Below are 18,264 nucleotides of genomic sequence, written 5' to 3'. Positions count from 1 at the left end.
AAAACTCCAAAGTAGCTTACCCATAATTGTGCATTATGAATTAAAAATTAAATTAGTAGATTAACATTATATTCTTCAAGCCAAATATTTACTTGAATCAAGAAAGCAAGCAATTGTGGTCCAGTCATTAGCTGCCCATACCATGGAGCTTTATATGATTCTCCTTTTGTGAGTATTATCTCTCTAACTACCTTTTCATCAATGATTTCATGAATTGGTGAAGATTTCTTATCTAAAATCTCAGTTATCATCTTACATACAATGTCTGTATAAACTGGATTATGTGTCTTAGGATATGGACTCTTCTTTCTGTATATAATGTCATTTGGCAATATTCCTTCAAAGGCTGCTCTTAATAATCCTTTTTCTCTGCCTTTATATAATTTTACATCAGCTGGCAAGTTGAACGCATAATCAACCAATCTAATGTCGGCAAATGGAACTCTTGCTTCTAGTCCATTATACATACTAGTCCTATCTTTTCTTGTAAGAAGCTGAACCATGAACCATTTTAGATTTAAATATGACACTTCCCTCATCCTATAATCTCTCTTACTCTCCCCATCAAGATGAGGGACTTTACTTAGAGATTTTTCATATTGAGTTCTAACTAATTCCTCTAGCGGCATATTTTTTAATTTCTTATTAACTATAGCCTTTCTATCATTAACAAACCTCGACCATGGGAATGTATCTAAATAGAACATTTCATCCCTTGTAAACCAAGGATATCCCCCAAAGATTTCATCAGCACACTCTCCTGTAAGTCCAACTACAAAGTCTTTACGAATTTCTTTACAAAATAGAAGCATTGATGAATCGATATCTGCCATACCAGGTAAGTCTCTTGATATCACAGCATCTCTTAATGCAGCTGCTAAATCTGAATGATTCAAAACTACTTTTCTATGATCACTATTTATAAACTTTGCCATTTCTTCTGACCAGTATTCATCTGATGTCGGTTGAAATAATGACGCTTTAAAATACTTTTCATTGTCTTCATAATTAATCGCATAAGTAGTAAGCTTCTTTCCCTGTTTTCTAAATTCCTCAGCAGCTATTGCTGATATAATTGAGGAGTCTAATCCCCCTGATAGGAATGTACAAACAGGTACATCTCCAACTAATTGTCTCTTTACTGCATCTATTAATAATTCTCTCGCATGAACTATTGCTTCTTCTGCTGTTTCATGAAATTCTTTTGCTTCAACTGTCCAATATTCCCACTTTTTAATGTTTCCATCACATGAAACTAATAAACAGTTGGCTGGTGCAATTTCTTTTATATTCTTAAATACTCCGCTTCCTGGTATTGTCGCAGGTCCAAGCCCAAATATTTCAGTTAATCCTTCCATATCAATTTCTCTTTTAACTCTTGGATCTGCTAAAAGAGTTTTTATCTCAGAACCAAAAACAAGGGTATTATCATGAACAGTATAGAATAATGGCTTAACCCCCATTTGATCTCTAGCTAAAAAAACTTCTCTTTTATCTTCATCAAAAACTCCAAATGCAAATATACCTATAAGCTTATTTACACAGTCCTTCCCCCAACAAATATACGATGTAAGCAATACTTCAGTATCTGAATAAGAATCAAAAGTAAATCCTTTAGCCTTTAATTCTTTTCTTAAATCCTCAGTATTATATAGCTCACCATTATAAACCAATGTGTATTTCTTACCCTCAAATATTTTAGTCATAGGTTGCAATCCACCTTCTGGATCTACAACTATAAGCCTTCTATGGCCTAATAAAACATTTGGAGATATATAATATCCTTTTGCATCAGGTCCCCTCTTCTCCAAAGTCTTTATCATATTATTTAATATATCTTTATCTTGTACTATATTCTTTTTAAAATTTACTAATCCAGCAATTCCGCACATCCATTTCACCTTCTAATAGTATTGATACTATTAAAATATGCACCTTTAAAAAAAGTGCGACAGCACATTAAGATCTTTGCACATTTATAAAAAGTGCGATAGCACATTTAAGATCTTTTTTACTTTAAAGAAAGTGCGACAGCACAATTAAGAACTTTACACTTCTTGAACAAGTGCGATAGCACATTTAAGATCTTTACACATTTGAAAAAAGTACGCACAGCTAAAAAGAGCACAAAGTGCATTTAGGATCCTTTCACAATTAAAAAAAGCACGAAGTGCAATTACGATCATTTCACATCTAAAAAGAGCACGGAGTGCAATTAAAATCATTTCACAGTTAAAAACTTCTCCCTCTAATAATTGTATAAAGAATTATAAATTTATATATTTGATAAACATGAATACTATTTCTTATCTGTAACATACTAGATATGTATATTTAAATAGAGAGAGAAGGTAAAATAATTGAATGTTGCAAACAATTACCAAGCAAATATTGACTTAATTCATTCAAATTTAGTTGTAGATAAAAGTTTCGATATCGTTGAACGAAACTTCATTGTTGGGGGAAGAAGCTCTGTTTTATATTTTTTGAATGGTTTTATTAAAGATGCTATCATGGAGGAAATATTAAAATCTTTCTTTAAGATAACACCTGAAACAATGAATTCATACAAAACAATTGATGACTTTATCAACAATAAAGTTTCACACGTATCCGTTAAAACCGAAACTGATTTAGACAAAATTTTAATCGCGTTATTATCTGGCCAAACAATAATGTATGTTGATGGCTATGATTCATTTATACTCTTAGATTTGCGTACTTATCCAGGTTCAGATTCATCAAAACCTGAAAAGGAAAAAACTTTAAGAGGTGGAAGAGATGGCTTCATTGAAAAGTTAGTATTTAATGCTGGTTTCATTAGAAGAAGAATACGAGATCCAAGATTAGTTTTTGATATACATCAAGTTGGTAATGTCTCAAAAACAGATGTATGTATCGCGTATATAGATGGAGTAGCAGATAAAAAAGTTCTTGATTTAATAATTGATAGCATATCAAAAGTAGATATAAAAGCTTTAACGCTTTCTGACCAAAGTTTAGTTGATGTAATGTGCACAAAAAATTGGCTTAATCCATTTCCAAAGGTAAGATTTACCGAAAGGCCTGATGTAGCTGCTGCACATATAGTTGAAGGAAAAATAATTATTATTGTGGATAATTCTCCAAACGTAATAATTCTCCCAACAGGAATTTTCGATTTTTTACAAGATATAAATGATTATTATTTCCCTTTATTCACTGGAAACTACCTAAGAATTGTTAGAAATTTCGTAATGTTAGCGACAATATTATTAACTCCAGTTTACTTAATGATTGTAAATGGGAATATTTTTATACCGAGTTATTTTGACTTTTTAAAACCGCAAGAGGAATTTGCTTTGCCTCTGCTCGGTCAATTCATGCTTTTAGAATTTGCTGTTGATATATTAAAGCTGGCTGGTTTAAATACTCCAAGCCCACTTGGAAGTGCAATGTCTTTGATTGGTGGTTTAATCCTTGGTGATTACGCTGTAAAAACAGGCTGGTTTATTCCTCAGTCTATATTATATATGTCCATCGTTACCATAGGAGACTTTACTCAACCTAGCATAGAAATGAATTTTGCTTTAAAATTTGCAAGGATGATTTTACTTATACTTTGTGGATTCTTTGGTTTCTGGGGCTTTATAGGTGGTATTATATTCATTCTAATAGTTATGGCAAGTACAAAAACAATAGCTGGTGATAAATATTTCTATCCTTTAATTCCATTTAACTGGAAAGCTCTTAAAAATTTATTATTCAGAACACGAATATCAAACGATGTGCAATAAGCTATGTAAAAAAAGTGATAAGTTAACATAAAACTTATCACTTTTAATTTATAACTTTTCATTTGTCACTTATAAAAGTCTAGTTCCCTCTTTATCCTGTGTAATTAGTTTCTCTCTCATTAGCCCGCCTAATGTCATTTTAAAATAATTTTTACTTGTATTAAATTCTCTCTTTATATCATCAGGTGACGATTTATCATTATAAGGCATAAATCCACCATTTGCTTTTAAATAATTAAGTATTGTTTCACTTAATTCACTTCTTGCTTCTAACCTTTTCTTTCTCGTTGTAACTCCAATAGTTCCATCTTCATAAATCCTCTTAACTCTTCCTTTTATTTCTTGTCCAGGATATATGTACTCAAAATGCTCATTAGCTAATATTAAACCTCTATATTCACCATCTATTGCAACATTTAAAGTCGCATTTTCATTTATTTCATAAACTATAGCATTTACTTCATCAGAAACTTTATATTTCCCCTCTTCTGCCATATCTAAATAAGAGTGTATTCTAGTAGTTGCCGCTAACCTGTCGGTTTTATCTACATACATATAAAATAAATATTTTTTTCCTTCTTTAAGCTTATAATTTTGTTCTTTTAATGGAACGAATAAGTCTCTTTCAAGCCCAAAGTTTACGAACGCTCCAATATTATTTTGACTTACAACTTCTAAATAACCAATTTCTCCAACTGTTAATAATGGTTTTTTTAGAGTTGAAATCATCCTATCCTTTGAATCTCTATAAATGAATACTTCTAATTGGTCGCCTTCTTTTATTTCATGTCCCTTTGCCGCACTGTTTGGAAGTAAGACCTCATCACCAAAATTATCTTCAAGATAATATCCAAAATCTACCTTTTTACTTACTTTTAATTTACTGTATTGCCCTACTGATATCATTTTTAATTTCCTCCATTAATCATAACATCTTAATCGATGTTATCTTCTTTATTACTTTTCTTGATCATTCTATATATTGAAATTAACTTTCTACATTGCTATCCTCAATTTGGTACTCACATTACTAGAACCTTGAATATAAATTTATTACTACACAATATGATAATAACTTGTATCTTTTCTTTATATAAAACATGTTAAATCTAAATTACTTGAAATCTTTACTCAATTCCAGATAACTTATATATGATTTCTTAATTCCTTCAATTTCTTCTTGTGTTAACTTTCGTATCACTTTTGCTGGATTTCCAAGTATCAAAACGCCATCTTCAAATTCTTTATTTTGAGTTATTAGACTTCCTGCTCCTATAATTGTATTATTGCCTATTTTTGCTCCATTTAATATTATTGATCCCATACCTACTAAAACATTATTTTTAATGGTGCATCCATGGATTATTGCGCCATGCCCTATAGTACAACCATCTCCTATAACTGTATTATATCCATAATCAACATGTACCACACAATTTTCTTGGATGTTTGTATTTTCTCCTATAGTTATTGATGCTTCATCACCTCTTATAACAGCACCAAACCATATATTCGCATTTTTCTTAAGTGTTACGTCTCCAATAATTACTGCAGTTTCTGAAATATAAATATCGCTATCCAAAACAGGTTTTTTGTCTTTATAAATTTTCACCATAACAATCACCTCACTAAACACTAAGGTTATTTTAACATTACATTCACTTATTGTCATTATTTTGCTCACTTTAGAAATACGAAATAAAATAATAATTTAAACCATAATTAATTATTAATTGTGAATTGTGCATTGTGCATTGCAATATATATATACTATAAATAATTTTTAGAGGTAATAACTTTGGGGAAAAAAAAATCACCTAAAAATAAGCTTAATATAGATGATCTGAATTTTTACTATGGAATTCCTCATGCCCATTGCAATTTTTCCACTGGACATGGAACTCCAATTGAAGCATTTGATTATGCACGACATAACGGCCTTAATTTCCTTATATTAACAGACCATAATAATCATTTAACAAAAACAATAAAAGTAAAAAGCTCTGAGCTAAGTAGATGGGATGCGCTAAAATATTTAACTGTTCGTTATAATAAAAAACATGAAAACTTTTTAGCTGTGGTTGGTTTTGAAAGCAAAACTAATCCGTTTGGAGACATTAATGTAGTAAATCCAAACAGGTTCTTTACTGGAACAGTAAATAATATACAACTATTAGTTTTATGGATGCTTAATAATCCTAATGCATTTATTTCAATTAACCATCCCCACAAAACAATAACATATTTAGAATACAACTCTATTTTAAATAAACTAATAACTTCAATAGAAGTTGGAAATGGATCTTATCCAAACAAGTATTTAAGATATGAAAAATATTATTACCATTTACTCGATAAAAACTGGAAACTAGGCGCAATCAATGGTCAGGATAATCATAGATTAAACTTTGGTGACGATGAAAATTTAACATGTATAATTGCAGAAGAGCTTACAACTCAGTCTCTAGTCGACGCTTTTAGAAAACGACACACTTATTCAACAGAATCCAGAACTTTAACTATGTACTTTACAATAAATAATGAATTTATGGGCGATATTATACCTATGGAAGATGATAATTTACAATTTTCAATTTTTGCCCATGATCCTAATCACAAAATATTAGAAATTGATATAATATCTACTGGTGGGACTATAATAAAAAAAATATCTAACTTGAATTTAAATAAAGTAAAATACTTGTATTCTCACGAGCCCTTAAAAACTGAGTTGTGGTATGTAATAAAGATAGCACTGGATAATAACAAAATCGCTATTAGTTCTCCCATTTTTAGAGGTCAAGAATAATATTGTTTATATACTTAAAATATATATGTTGCAATTAGCAATTCATAATTCACTATGCACAATTACAGCTAAAATTCTTGCAATATTTTTAGAATTATGATGAAGATTTTTTGCAACGCATATATATTCTTAAAAAAATAATTCATATAAAAAGAAATAGAATATATAATTTCAAAACATTTACATTGTTATAAATCATACATTCTATTTCTTTTCTATGTTTCTATTTATTTTTTTTAACTCTATTTGGTTTAGCTTTTGGCTTAATCACTATTTGCTTTTCTTTTTTCTTAAGTCCGCCTCTTTGTGTAATATCCATGAACCATAAGAAAAATAGAACTGCAAAAATAGATAATCCACTTGAAATATAAGTATTTGATGCACCTACGAATATTTGGGCCGCAAATAATACTGCAGCTATCGCTAAAGGTATCCACTTATTTATACGCACTTTACCAAATATAAATTTTTTGCATAATGCATAAGCTACAAATATAACAAGAAGCATTACTACAAATAAAATAATTGATGTAAAAAGATTCATCTACTCACATATCCTCCTATAAAAAAGTCTATATGGTTAATGATAATTTATATATAAACTATTATCAAGCATTCCTTTTAATTGGTGTTGATTTTCATCAGTATACATTGTAATCAAAAAGTAATAATTTTTATTAAAATATCAATATTATAATTTTTTTTTAACAAATTTATAGTTTTATCTTTAATTATTCGCGTATATTTGATAAAATAGAAAAAGTATATGATATAAAAGATATGAGGTGATATAATGAATTTAATTTCAAATAATCATTTAGATGAATTAGATTTACAAATACTTGACTTATTAATAAAAGATTGTAGAACTCCTTACTTGGAGATTGCCAGAATATGCCACGTAAGCGGTGGTACTATTCATGTAAGAATGAAGAAAATGGAAGATCTAGGAATAATAAAAGGTTCTAGAATAATTTTAAACCTTCCTAAGCTAGGATACGATGTATGTTGTTTTGTAGGTATCTATGTTGATAAAACATCTTCTTTTAACTATGTATTTGACCAAATGTCAAACATAAAGGAAGTAGTTGAATTGCATTTAACTACTGGTGATTATTCTATGTTTGCTAAAGTTGTATGTGCTAATATTTTAGATTTGCAGAATGTTTTACTTAACAAGATAAATAACATTGATGGAGTACAAAGAACTGATACATTTATTTCGCTATCTCAACCTATAGACAGAAATATATCATTAGAATAATTATAAAAAATAGAATAAAAACACATTTTTATATACATACTAAAGGTATCTTATAATAAGGAGTGTGTTTTTTATGAAAATTTTAAATTCAATTTCACTTGCCCTTATAATTATAGGCGGCATTAATTGGGGCTTAATAGGTTTTTTTAGATTTAACTTAGTAGATTTCCTTTTTGGAAGTTTTTCAATGTTATCTACAATAATTTATTGTTTAGTTGGAATTGCTAGTTTATATTCTATCTCTTTTTTCGTTCAAGAAAGATCTAGAGTATAATGCAGCATAATAAATATTAATATTATATTTGTTAAAATAAAAATGACTTAAACGCTAATTCTATCGCTGCTAATCTCAATATAATATTTATTTATACTTAAGCTTTATACATAGTGATAAGAAATTTTTAATGTAAAATTAATATTTCTTTAGCTATGTTTTGATATATAATGGAATAAATTATTAATACTTATATTTTACTAGGAGGTTAGTATACATTTGCGTACAGTATTAAATTTTAATTTTTATAATTTAATATATTTTTTTGTATTCTATTCATTTGCTGGCTGGTGCCTCGAAGTCTTGTATTATTTCAAAAATGAACGTAGGTTTGTTAATAGAGGATTTTTATATGGTCCCTTTTGTCCTATATATGGATTCGGTGTCTTATTTCTTGTAGTCTTTCTTGATAACTACAAACATAATATTTTCGCCTTATTCTTCTTAGCCTGTTTCTTTACAACAGTCTTAGAATATATTACTGGTTTTGTATTAGAAAAAGCATTTAAGACAAAGTGGTGGGATTATACTGACGATCCATTTAATATACATGGTCGTGTTTGTTTACTTTATTCTCTACTCTGGGGAGTTGGTGAGGTAGGCATAATTAAGATAATACATCCTATAGTGGTAAACATAATCAATAATATTCCCAAAACACTTGGTGAGGTATTTATTTTCTTTATTATTATTTATTATCTTATTGATTTTAGTTTAACTATAGCTTCTTTAATGCAATTTGAAAAAATGTCTTTTGCATTTCAATTTGTGCCAGCTAATTTTTTATTTGATAAACCAAGTTCATTATTGAATTTTACAAAAGAAAAAGCTGTTGGTAGGATTAGACACTTTGAATCATTTTTCAGTAAGCTAAAAATGAATTTATATAATAGACAATCAAGACAAAACTTTTCAAGTATTTCTTATAGATCTTTAAATATTTTTAAGGCTTTAAGAGATAAATTAAAAAGAGATTAAGGTAAATGCTTTACCTTAATCTCTTTTAGGCACATGAAAATAAATAATAAGTCCAAAGTTGCCATGGATATTTTTCATTAGGCAATGCGACAAATTGCCCTCATAGCGGGTCTATTAGGTCGATTTTCCAACGTAGCATAATGGGAAATAGGCTGGCAAATGGACTTTTTATTTATTTGATTGTGCCTTAATACTTATTTCATCTTTTTAATTTCATCGAATAATTCTATAGCTGCATTTCTTGGCCCATTTTTTTCTTGCCCTTTTACACCTAAACAAGTTCTAATTTGTCCAACTTTTACTTGTCCATTTTCAAACATTGTATTAAAATATTTTTCTATAAGAATATTTGTTTCATCCTGCTTTTGCGCTGGCCCAAATGGATTTGCAAAAAATGACTCTACTAAGCCCTTCTCCGTTGTTGTTCCCTTCGCCATTCTAGCACCTGCTTTAAATACTTTAATGGCTTCCTCTGGAGTTTTAAAGTAATCTAAATATTTTTCTCCTTCATTAACGCCGTCGTAGTTATTAGCATAGAAGAAAAAGTCTATTGGATGTCCCTTTGATATTTCCTTATATGATGCTACTGGTACTACAAGTCTAGCATTGACCTTATCCGGATTCATAAATATACTTCTATCCATTTCTTTAAAGGCGTATCCTTGATCTAAGTCATCTAATCGGACAAATGCACCAATCTCAGTTCCATATCCATTAATTAATCCATCCTCTATTTTAAAAGTTCCCATATCATCAAAGATAATAGTCATATCTGAAATATAATCTTCGCTTAAACTACGAAAAGCTTCTAAACTTTCAGATTTACCAGCTCCGCTATCTCCCATGATAACAACATTAGCTTCATCTCCGCTTTTTAAAATAATATTCACCATTGAACCATGTATTGGCAAATATCCTCTCTTTATCATTATTAAGTTGTATAATGTTAATGTCATCTTCTTTATATACCCAAAATAATCTATCTTTTCTGAATGATTTACATATCCAAGCATTATATCATTTTGAACATCATCAAAGAACACTGTTTTTAGATCTTCATCGTTATCTTTAGCTCCATATACATAAATAATGTCTGGCTTTCTTCCCCTTGTTTCTTCACTTCTAGCCATCTCGAACAGATTACATAAAGTTATTCCATGTTCCATAAAATCTCTATGGAAATAAATAAAAGTAAGTAACCCGCCTATCTTAGCTGGATAACAAAACCAATGCTCTTTATTTATTTGTGCATACTTTAATGGGTTATATTTTATCTCTGTGAACATTCCATCTCTTGTATTCTTTTTAGGATAAGTTATAAATGGTGTTTCTAAAAGTATATGATCAATAAATGGTACTTCCTCTAAAACTTCATATCCATTTGGTCTTACCCATTCCATTTCATGAATCATTATGCAGGCATTTCCACCAGCTGGTATTTGTCTATAAACTTTTGGCTGATATCCTGCAACATGCTGTTCAATTTTTCTGTACAAACTTAGAATTAATGTAGAAAAGTTAGCATTTGCTTCTGTAAAACTAACTGCTGCAAGGCCTTGTTGAACCTTATATCTATGAACTATTGTATATCTTTCAAGCTTTCTCCAAAATAAATAGAAATCTTCTATAAATACTACAAACTTGTCCCTATCCTCTAATAGTTTCGAATATGAGTCACTAATCTCTATAATTTCCTCAACACTCATAACTGTTAAATATTTTATTACTACAGTTAAATCTCTCCTAATATCTATAAGACTATCTGTATCTAATGTCTTACTTAAATATCTGTATGCTACTGAATTTTTCTTTTTAGCTCTTCTTAGATAAACTTCTAAAATTCGTCTAAATCCATCACTTTCTAGTATAGCCTCAAAGCTATTACAGTACTTTGCTGTAAAGTTTATCATCACTTTGTCATTACTCATAGAAAATTCTTTCTTCATTTCATGGCCCCCCATATGAATTTTTTCATATTTAAATATTGCATTTTTCTTTTCAAATTCCACATATTGAAATAATTATATCATACTTTTTGCAATATTCAACCTTTGCATTTTTCATTTTAAAGTTTTTTTCATCTAAAAATAACTCGAGTTCATAAGAAATTTCTTAAATTAAAATTCAACAAAGTTAATTCCTCCACCCCTATCTGACTATGCTATAAAAAAGCTCAGAAAGCTCATTATATGAATATTATATCGTCTTTTTACAATTTTGTTCGTGTTTTATTTTAACTTTTTATTTTTCTTTTGCTTGCATTTAGAATAATTTTGTTTCCATTACATTTCCTTAAATGGTAGAATTATATTAAAACTATGTAATCAAGGAGACAACTTTTTTATGAACAAAAATAAGTATAATGTAAAAAAATATTTATTAACTTTTCTTGCAATTCTATTATTTTCATTTTCCATAGTAAGTTGTGGCCTTACAAAATTCAATTCAAATAAAGCCAATAACGCTGATATAAACAAGATGTTCGTTCATTATATAGATGTAGGCCAAGGCGATTGCATTCTCGTTCAAGTAAATAACAAAAATCTTTTAATAGATTCTGGGCCTAAATCTGATAGAAGAAAACTTTTTAACTATTTATCAGGGCTAAACTTAAATAAATTAGATTATGTAATTGCAACTCATCCACATGAAGACCATATTGGTAATATGGATGATATAATAAAAACTTATAGTATAGGAACTTTCTATTCTCCAAAAGTTGAATCTACTACAAAAAGCTTTGAGGACATGGTAGATGCTTTAAAAAATAAAAATTTAAAGGTACATGTATTGAAAAACAATAGTAATTCTATTGACTTAGGTGAAAATACTAAAATAAATGTCTTCTCTCCTAATAAGGATTTTTATGATAATTTAAACAACTACTCTCCTGTAATAAAAATTCAATATGGTAACACTTCTTTTTTATTTACTGGTGACGCCGAAAAGGAAGTAGAAAAAGAAATTCTTAATAATAATGAAGATATCAGCGCAGATGTGCTTAAAGTGGGACATCACGGATCCTCAACTTCTACTAGTAAAGACTTTCTAAAAAAAGTTAATCCTTCAATAGCAGTTATATCTGTAGGTAAAGATAATATATACAATCATCCTGATGCTATTACTACAAAATTATTAGATGAAAGCAATATAAAAACTTATAGAACAGATAAAGATGGAACCATCGTCATCTGCTCAGACGGCTCTAACATATCAAAAAAATAAATCAACACCAAAATGGATGCTTCATTATATTAAAAGCATCCTAGGTGTTCTTAAAGCATTAAAATAGACCCCAAAAACTTGGAGCCATTTAAAAATCAGAAATAAAATTTATTTATTTCTAAATTATTTATTTCTAAATTATTTATTTCTATCTTATTTATTTTGCAGTCATTAATTAGAATTATTATTCAATGAATTTTCTTGAATATCATACTCTTCTTCTAGATTTTCTAAATCTTCAACTTCATCTTCAGCGATAGCTTCTTCGATAATATCTTCATAAATATATTTTTTCCAATTTACATATATATAATATAAATTTATAACATCCTGCTCATTATAAAGAAGAATTTTTTCAATTTTCTCTTCTGGCATTCTTTTGAAATAGCTTTTATCTTTCATAACTTTGTGAAAAGTTTTAGCTAAATTAGATCCGCTGATTACCTCTCCCTCTCTTACAATATCAAAAACTTTTTCTAACTTTTTAAGCCCAATAGACAATTTTTTATTCTTTTCATATTCTTTTTGAATATCAATCGAATCAAATTCTTCACTAAAATTATAATATATATTATTTTCTTTGAAAAGATAATTAATAACTGAAAAATCATTATTCCCTGAAAAAGTGATAATGGCCTTTTTTCCTTTTTGTTTCATCTTTATAAAATATTCTTTAGCGAGATACAATATATGTGTCGCCTCATCTCTATCTTCAATCATATATTGGGTTACTAGAATATTATTATTTTTCTTATCATACTCACACGCCCCAAATACTCCAATACACTTAGGCTTCTTATATACATAATGCTCTAAATCAAAGAAGATAATTTCTTCTGGTGTATATTCTTTATCTAGAGACTTCATCATAAATTCTTCACTATATTCTTCAACCTTCACCTTATTTTCACGAATAATCACAGTATCACTCTTTTCTATAAGAATTGTATATCCTCAATGTCCAAATTGTATATTACATCCTTTCTTTCAACAACAACATTCACTCTTTTTATTAATTCTCGATCTTTCAATACTTTTTGCAAAAGTTCTTTAGTTGGATTCATACAATAAGGATGTTTTACATTTTTAAACATAGTATAATCGCCTGCTGTATCTCCATATGCATAACTATCGTTTAAATCTATATCATACTTTTTAACAAATTCATTTATCGCCTTCGATTTACTTTTACTATCCCACATTGGTGTAACTTGCCCTGTATATACATTTTTATCATCTATAATATATTTTGCACCTATATAATCTGTAAAGCCATATTTCTTGGCCATCTCTCCAACAAGTTCTGAAGGCGATCCAGATATTATAATTAGAGTATGGTTATTAGCTTGATGCCACTTTATTCTGTCCCTCGTAAAAGTATATACTCTATCGCCCTTTTGTTCTACAACTTTCTTAGCTATATATTCCATTTGATACTTCTGTAATCCTTTAATTGACTCAATATATATATCAATCATTTTCAACAGGTATTGATCATAATCACCTTGCCTCTTATCCCACTTCATAAAGTAAGGCCTTAAATCATTATACCATCTTTCTGAACCTATAATTTCATATTTAACCATCTTTTTAAATACTTCTGTTATTAGTCCTTCTCTGTATAAAGTTCCATCTAAATCAAAAAACGCACCTATATTTGCCATTAACTCACATCCTTTTATACTTATTTATTATACTTTATTTTTTCATTTCAGAAAAGCTTATAAAATCTATCTGATTAATTTAAATATATATGTTGCAATTCACAATGCACATTTCACGCTTCACAATCACGACGGAAATTCTTGCAATATTTTTTGAATTATGATAAAGAATTATTTTTGAAATATATCATATAAATTGTATAAGTAAAAACACTACCAAATATATTTATTATTGATAGTGTCGTTAAAATTTATCCATGACTATTCTATAAAAGTTAGAATTTCATCTATATTCTTTCTCACTTTTTTTCTTATATTATCATTTTCTGGATATCCAACAGCCACTACTAATCTAATTCGCTTTAATTTATTTATATTTAAAAGTTTCTTTAGTTCTTTTTCATTAAACCAACCTAAAATACAAGTACCTAAATTTTGTTCTGTTGCCGCTAAACATATATGCTCAGTTGCAATCCCAATATCAACAGATCTATAATCCTGCTGTTTAATTAATGCTCCAGCTCGTGAAGTTAAATTTCCACTTTCCTCCACCACTATTATAAAAGCTGGACATTCTGTAGTAAATTTATTCATAACTGCATCCTGTAAGCATTCTGAAACCTTAGGTACTAGCTCTTTATTATTAACTACTACAAAATGCCATGGTTGACTATTACATGCTGATGGAGCTAATCTGGCAGCCTCAATACATTTTACTAACTTTTCTTTTTCAACAGGTTTATTTAAATACTTTCTACAACTTTGACGTTCATTTAATAAATCAATAAATTCCTTCATAAAACTTCTCCTAAATTCTTTATAATCTTTTATAAATCAATTTCTCCAAGACTTTCTTTCTTAACTAATCCTGGATTCTTTTTTCTAAACTCCTCTACTGTTTTCTCATAATATATTTTTATGGTTGCCATTGTAGGTGATCCTAGAAGCATTCCAAAAGGTCCCCAAAAGCCACCGCCTATTGCAACTCCTAATATTATCCCTAATGGACTGACTCCAACCTTTTTCCCTATAAGCTTAGGATCAAGGTACCAAGCATCAAAAAGATGAATACAAAGTAAAAGTATGAATACCATAAAAGCCTTCATAGGTGAAACAAAGATTGCAACTCCCGCACCGACTACTTCACCAATAAGTGGTCCAAAATAAGGAATCATATTAGTAATCCCTTCTATCAGGGCTATTAGTGGTGCATAGGGTTCCCCAACAATTAATAGACCTATAAGTGATATAAAACCTATTATTGCTGAATCAATTGCTTTTATCCCTATATAAACTCCTATCATTTTATTATAGGTTCTAATAAATGTAACTAACTTATTCCCCTTTTCTTCATTAAAAATCATATATGTTATGGTTCTAGCACGTTTTAACAACTTTTCTTTATCCATTAAAACATAAATTGAAATTAAAAAACCAAAAATCACACTAACTAAATTTGATGTAAATGATAATAAGTACATAATAAAATTTTGTAGTAGTCCTATTGTTACACTTCCTATCTGGCTTGACATTTCCTGTAGCTTATTTAAAAGTCCCGCTTGTACAATCAGTGTCTTTATTCTTTCATTTTGAAGAAGAGTATTGATCCACTTTTGTATAATTTCCACATAGGCCGGCATTTCTCTAGTTATATTTACTATACTATCTACTATACTTGGTATCGTAAAAAATAATATTATAATAATTAAAGCTATAATTATAAAATATGTAATCAATATCGATATTGCTCTTTTAGTTTTAAAATTATTTTCAAAAAAACTTACTACTGGATTTAATATATAAGCACAAATAATAGCATATATAAAAGGTGACATAATAGATAAAACTTTTCTGCCTATATCAAAGAAAAAATTATAATTATCTATAAGTTTGTATCCAATTACACCTATTAAAGCAAATATTAATATATCCCTATATTTAATATTTCTATTTATAAACAATTCATTCCACATCCTTTCCATGCTTTTTTCAATTATACCATATATCATTTTTTAAGGCATATAAAAGAAATTAACGAGTCAAAAAATAGAGGGTTGCTACATAAGACATCCCTCTATTTCAAAAAATTATAATAAATTTAATATTAAATAACTACATTTTTTCTACTACATCTATTCCAAGTAACTCTAATCCATTTTTTATTACTTGTAAACTTGCTTTAACTAAGTTTAATCTTGTAGCTTTTAAATCCTCATCTTCTAAGTTCAATACCGAATGCGCATTATAGAATTTATTAAATCCTTTTGCAACTTCAATTACGTACCTTGTTAATATTGAAGGTTCTAACTTATCTAAGGCTAAAGTTATTACGCTATTAAAGTTAGCTATGCTCTTAACTAACTCAAATTCTTCTTTTGAAGATAATTTACTATAGTCAACAGTTCCAGTACATTCTTTACCTCTGTTTAATATACTATTTCCTCTTGCATATGAATATTGAACATATGGGCCAGTTTCTCCATCAAATGATAATATTTCCTTCCAATCAAAAACAATATCTTTTTCTCTTGAGTTTTTAAGATAAGTAAAGATTACTGCTCCGACACCAATTTTCTTTGCAACTTCCTCTTTATTTTCAAGTTCTGGATTTTTTTCATTTATAACTTCCATTGTCTTCTCTACAGCTTCACGAAGTAAATCATCAAGTAAAACAATCGATCCATTTCTAGTTGAAAGTTTTCTATCTGCAAATTTAACTAACCCAAAGCCTACATGAACACAGTCTTTAGACCATTCATGTCCTGCAAGTTCTAACACTTTAAATACTTGTTTGAAGTGAAGTGCTTGAGGCGTTCCAACTACATAAACACATTTATGAAAATCATAAGTTTTCTTTCTATACATAGCAGCTGCTAAGTCTCTTGTAGCATATATCGATGCACCATCACCTTTAAGTACTATACAAGGTGGCATATTATATTCTTCAAGCATTACAACTTGAGCCCCATTACTTTCTACAAGAAGTCCTTTTTCTTTCAATTCATCAACAACAACATCCATCTTATCATTATAAAATGCTTCTCCAGCTAATGAATCAAATTTAACTCCTAAAATGTTATAAACTCTTTCAAATTCTTTTAAGCTCAACTCTCTAAATCTAGTCCAAAGTGCTGTTGCTTTTTCATCACCAGTCTCTAGTGCCTTAAAGTTTGCTCTTGCTTCATCTTCTAATGAAGGATCTTTTTCAGCCTCTTCGTGGAATTTAACATATATTCTAAGTAATTCATCAATTGGAGCCTTTTCTAATGCCTCTTCGTCTACCCATCTATCATACGCACTTATAAGCTTACCAAATTGAGTTCCCCAATCTCCCAAGTGATTCAATCCTACAGTATTATATCCTTCCTTCTTAAACATCTTATATAAAGAATTACCTATAGCTGTAGTGAATAAGTGACCAACATGAAAAGGTTTTGCTATATTAGGCGAAGAATATTCAACGCAAACTGTTTTCCCTTCCCCTATATTTGATGCTCCATAATTTTCTCCATCTGCTAAAACCTTTTTGATCGTATTTTCTGCAAATACTCCTTTATCAACGAAGAAGTTAACATATGGCCCTAAATTCTCAATTCTTTCAAATCCATCAGTTGACATAGAATTCTTCAATTCTTCTGCTATCATATTTGGAGCTTTTCTCATAACCTTTGACAATTGGAAACATGGAAATGCATAATCTCCCATTTCTGGCTTTGGCGGTATTTCAATCAATTTTTCAATAGCTTCAATTTCTAATTCCACATGTTTTTTTATTAGTTCTGCAACTTTACTTTTATAATCCATAATATCCTCCTTATATTTAGACAAACTCTTCATAAATTAAATAACTTTATAATTTGTAAGAATGTATTTCTTTATTCTTTCTCAAAATTTAATTTTCTTAGTCAGTATTTCTCATAATAAATGCACAAATTTAACTTCGATATAGATTTCTAAAGAACAAAAAAAAATCCGCCTCTTAAATAAAAAGAGACGAATTATCCGCGGTACCACTCTTATTGTATTTTATATAAATAAAATACCTCTCAACTTTTAACGCAATTTAACTTGCGACCAGCCCTACTAAAGGTTTAAAAATAATAATTAATATATCATACCAGCTATATTAGATTATTATCTTTTTAACTACTTATTTCAGGTGATTTCTCCAAGGCTCTTTTCACTTAATCTATCCATAGGGCTTACACCATCTCCCTATTCGCTAAAGGAATTAATTAAACTACTTTCCTCTTCTTAGAATTTTTCAATATTAA

Annotated in this window: 16 protein-coding genes and 1 other annotated feature; of the genes, 6 read left to right on the top strand and 10 right to left on the bottom strand. The window is 28.9% G+C overall.

What is annotated here, in order from left to right:
- Positions 1-47 precede the first annotated feature (47 nt).
- Complete coding sequence (gene asnB, locus F3K33_RS05420) at positions 48-1,892, bottom strand: asparagine synthase (glutamine-hydrolyzing) (RefSeq protein ID WP_039770462.1); 1,845 nt, start codon at positions 1,890-1,892, stop codon at positions 48-50.
- Between the two features lie 468 nt (positions 1,893-2,360).
- Between asnB and F3K33_RS05415 the strand changes: the two genes are divergently transcribed.
- Positions 2,361-3,776, top strand: a complete 1,416-nt coding sequence (locus F3K33_RS05415) for a spore germination protein (protein WP_011968376.1) — start codon at positions 2,361-2,363, stop codon at positions 3,774-3,776.
- 69 nt (positions 3,777-3,845) lie between these two features.
- Here the strand turns inward: F3K33_RS05415 and F3K33_RS05410 are convergent, their stop codons facing one another.
- Together F3K33_RS05410 and F3K33_RS05405 are read right to left on the bottom strand one after the other, a co-directional pair.
- Positions 3,846-4,682, bottom strand: a complete 837-nt coding sequence (locus F3K33_RS05410; RefSeq protein ID WP_023973475.1) for a CvfB family protein — start codon at positions 4,680-4,682, stop codon at positions 3,846-3,848.
- A gap of 208 nt (positions 4,683-4,890) precedes the next feature.
- Positions 4,891-5,391 carry a gamma carbonic anhydrase family protein gene (locus tag F3K33_RS05405; protein ID WP_026015891.1) on the bottom strand — a complete coding sequence of 167 codons (501 nt, stop codon included), beginning with the start codon at positions 5,389-5,391 and terminating at the stop codon, positions 4,891-4,893.
- A 183-nt stretch (positions 5,392-5,574) separates the two neighbouring features.
- Between F3K33_RS05405 and F3K33_RS05400 the strand changes: the two genes are divergently transcribed.
- On the top strand, positions 5,575-6,585 hold the full coding sequence (locus F3K33_RS05400) for a CehA/McbA family metallohydrolase (RefSeq protein WP_039770464.1): 1,011 nt from the start codon (positions 5,575-5,577) through the stop codon (positions 6,583-6,585).
- Positions 6,586-6,808: 223 nt separating this feature from the next.
- Here the strand turns inward: F3K33_RS05400 and F3K33_RS05395 are convergent, their stop codons facing one another.
- Positions 6,809-7,129 (bottom strand): hypothetical protein, encoded by a 321-nt coding sequence (locus tag F3K33_RS05395; protein WP_023973477.1) that lies wholly within the window; start codon positions 7,127-7,129, stop codon positions 6,809-6,811.
- A 249-nt stretch (positions 7,130-7,378) separates the two neighbouring features.
- On the opposite strand from F3K33_RS05395, the gene F3K33_RS05390 reads away from it, so the two are divergent.
- From F3K33_RS05390 to F3K33_RS05380, 3 genes are all read left to right on the top strand, one after another.
- Positions 7,379-7,849, top strand: coding sequence for an Lrp/AsnC ligand binding domain-containing protein (locus F3K33_RS05390; RefSeq protein ID WP_011968371.1), 471 nt, complete (start codon positions 7,379-7,381; stop codon positions 7,847-7,849).
- 73 nt (positions 7,850-7,922) lie between these two features.
- Entirely contained in the window at positions 7,923-8,123 is a 201-nt protein-coding gene (locus F3K33_RS05385) for a DUF378 domain-containing protein (protein WP_011968370.1), read from the top strand.
- Positions 8,124-8,342: 219 nt separating this feature from the next.
- Positions 8,343-9,101 carry a putative ABC transporter permease gene (locus F3K33_RS05380; RefSeq protein ID WP_011968369.1) on the top strand — a complete coding sequence of 253 codons (759 nt, stop codon included), beginning with the start codon at positions 8,343-8,345 and terminating at the stop codon, positions 9,099-9,101.
- 194 nt (positions 9,102-9,295) lie between these two features.
- Here the strand turns inward: F3K33_RS05380 and F3K33_RS05375 are convergent, their stop codons facing one another.
- Positions 9,296-11,047 carry a phosphoenolpyruvate carboxykinase (ATP) gene (locus F3K33_RS05375; protein ID WP_039770465.1) on the bottom strand — a complete coding sequence of 584 codons (1,752 nt, stop codon included), beginning with the start codon at positions 11,045-11,047 and terminating at the stop codon, positions 9,296-9,298.
- Positions 11,048-11,444: 397 nt separating this feature from the next.
- On the opposite strand from F3K33_RS05375, the gene F3K33_RS05370 reads away from it, so the two are divergent.
- Positions 11,445-12,326, top strand: coding sequence for a ComEC/Rec2 family competence protein (locus tag F3K33_RS05370; protein ID WP_039770467.1), 882 nt, complete (start codon positions 11,445-11,447; stop codon positions 12,324-12,326).
- A gap of 171 nt (positions 12,327-12,497) precedes the next feature.
- Here F3K33_RS05370 and F3K33_RS05365 read toward each other — a convergent pair whose 3' ends face one another.
- The 5 genes from F3K33_RS05365 to argS form a co-directional block, all read right to left on the bottom strand.
- Complete coding sequence (locus F3K33_RS05365; protein WP_011968366.1) at positions 12,498-13,247, bottom strand: ribonuclease H-like domain-containing protein; 750 nt, start codon at positions 13,245-13,247, stop codon at positions 12,498-12,500.
- Between the two features lie 14 nt (positions 13,248-13,261).
- Positions 13,262-13,990, bottom strand: coding sequence for an HAD-IB family hydrolase (locus F3K33_RS05360; protein ID WP_011968365.1), 729 nt, complete (start codon positions 13,988-13,990; stop codon positions 13,262-13,264).
- A 261-nt stretch (positions 13,991-14,251) separates the two neighbouring features.
- Entirely contained in the window at positions 14,252-14,788 is a 537-nt protein-coding gene (locus F3K33_RS05355; protein ID WP_011968364.1) for a nitroreductase family protein, read from the bottom strand.
- 29 nt (positions 14,789-14,817) lie between these two features.
- A complete protein-coding gene (locus F3K33_RS05350; protein ID WP_077723707.1) occupies positions 14,818-15,963 on the bottom strand; it encodes an AI-2E family transporter in 1,146 nt (381 codons plus the stop codon).
- A gap of 139 nt (positions 15,964-16,102) precedes the next feature.
- Positions 16,103-17,794 (bottom strand): arginine--tRNA ligase, encoded by a 1,692-nt coding sequence (gene argS, locus F3K33_RS05345; protein WP_023973482.1) that lies wholly within the window; start codon positions 17,792-17,794, stop codon positions 16,103-16,105.
- A gap of 182 nt (positions 17,795-17,976) precedes the next feature.
- Positions 17,977-18,255 (bottom strand) — a binding site (T-box leader).
- Positions 18,256-18,264: the final 9 nt, after the last annotated feature.

Source organism: Clostridium beijerinckii (assembly GCF_008705175.1).
GTDB lineage: Bacteria > Bacillota > Clostridia > Clostridiales > Clostridiaceae > Clostridium > Clostridium beijerinckii.
Note: the sequence above shows the minus strand (reverse complement) of the source record. Positions and strands in the feature narration are given on the sequence as shown.

Coding starts and splice junctions, on each gene's coding strand:
- asnB (WP_039770462.1), bottom strand. CDS start 1,892: ATGTGCGGAATTGCTGGATTAGTAAATTTTAAAAAGAATATAGTACAA.
- F3K33_RS05410 (WP_023973475.1), bottom strand. CDS start 4,682: ATGATATCAGTAGGGCAATACAGTAAATTAAAAGTAAGTAAAAAGGTA.
- F3K33_RS05405 (WP_026015891.1), bottom strand. CDS start 5,391: ATGGTGAAAATTTATAAAGACAAAAAACCTGTTTTGGATAGCGATATT.
- F3K33_RS05395 (WP_023973477.1), bottom strand. CDS start 7,129: ATGAATCTTTTTACATCAATTATTTTATTTGTAGTAATGCTTCTTGTT.
- F3K33_RS05390 (WP_011968371.1), top strand. CDS start 7,379: ATGAATTTAATTTCAAATAATCATTTAGATGAATTAGATTTACAAATA.
- F3K33_RS05385 (WP_011968370.1), top strand. CDS start 7,923: ATGAAAATTTTAAATTCAATTTCACTTGCCCTTATAATTATAGGCGGC.
- F3K33_RS05375 (WP_039770465.1), bottom strand. CDS start 11,047: ATGAAGAAAGAATTTTCTATGAGTAATGACAAAGTGATGATAAACTTT.
- F3K33_RS05370 (WP_039770467.1), top strand. CDS start 11,445: ATGAACAAAAATAAGTATAATGTAAAAAAATATTTATTAACTTTTCTT.
- F3K33_RS05360 (WP_011968365.1), bottom strand. CDS start 13,990: ATGGCAAATATAGGTGCGTTTTTTGATTTAGATGGAACTTTATACAGA.
- F3K33_RS05355 (WP_011968364.1), bottom strand. CDS start 14,788: ATGAAGGAATTTATTGATTTATTAAATGAACGTCAAAGTTGTAGAAAG.
- F3K33_RS05350 (WP_077723707.1), bottom strand. CDS start 15,963: ATGTGGAATGAATTGTTTATAAATAGAAATATTAAATATAGGGATATA.
- argS (WP_023973482.1), bottom strand. CDS start 17,794: ATGGATTATAAAAGTAAAGTTGCAGAACTAATAAAAAAACATGTGGAA.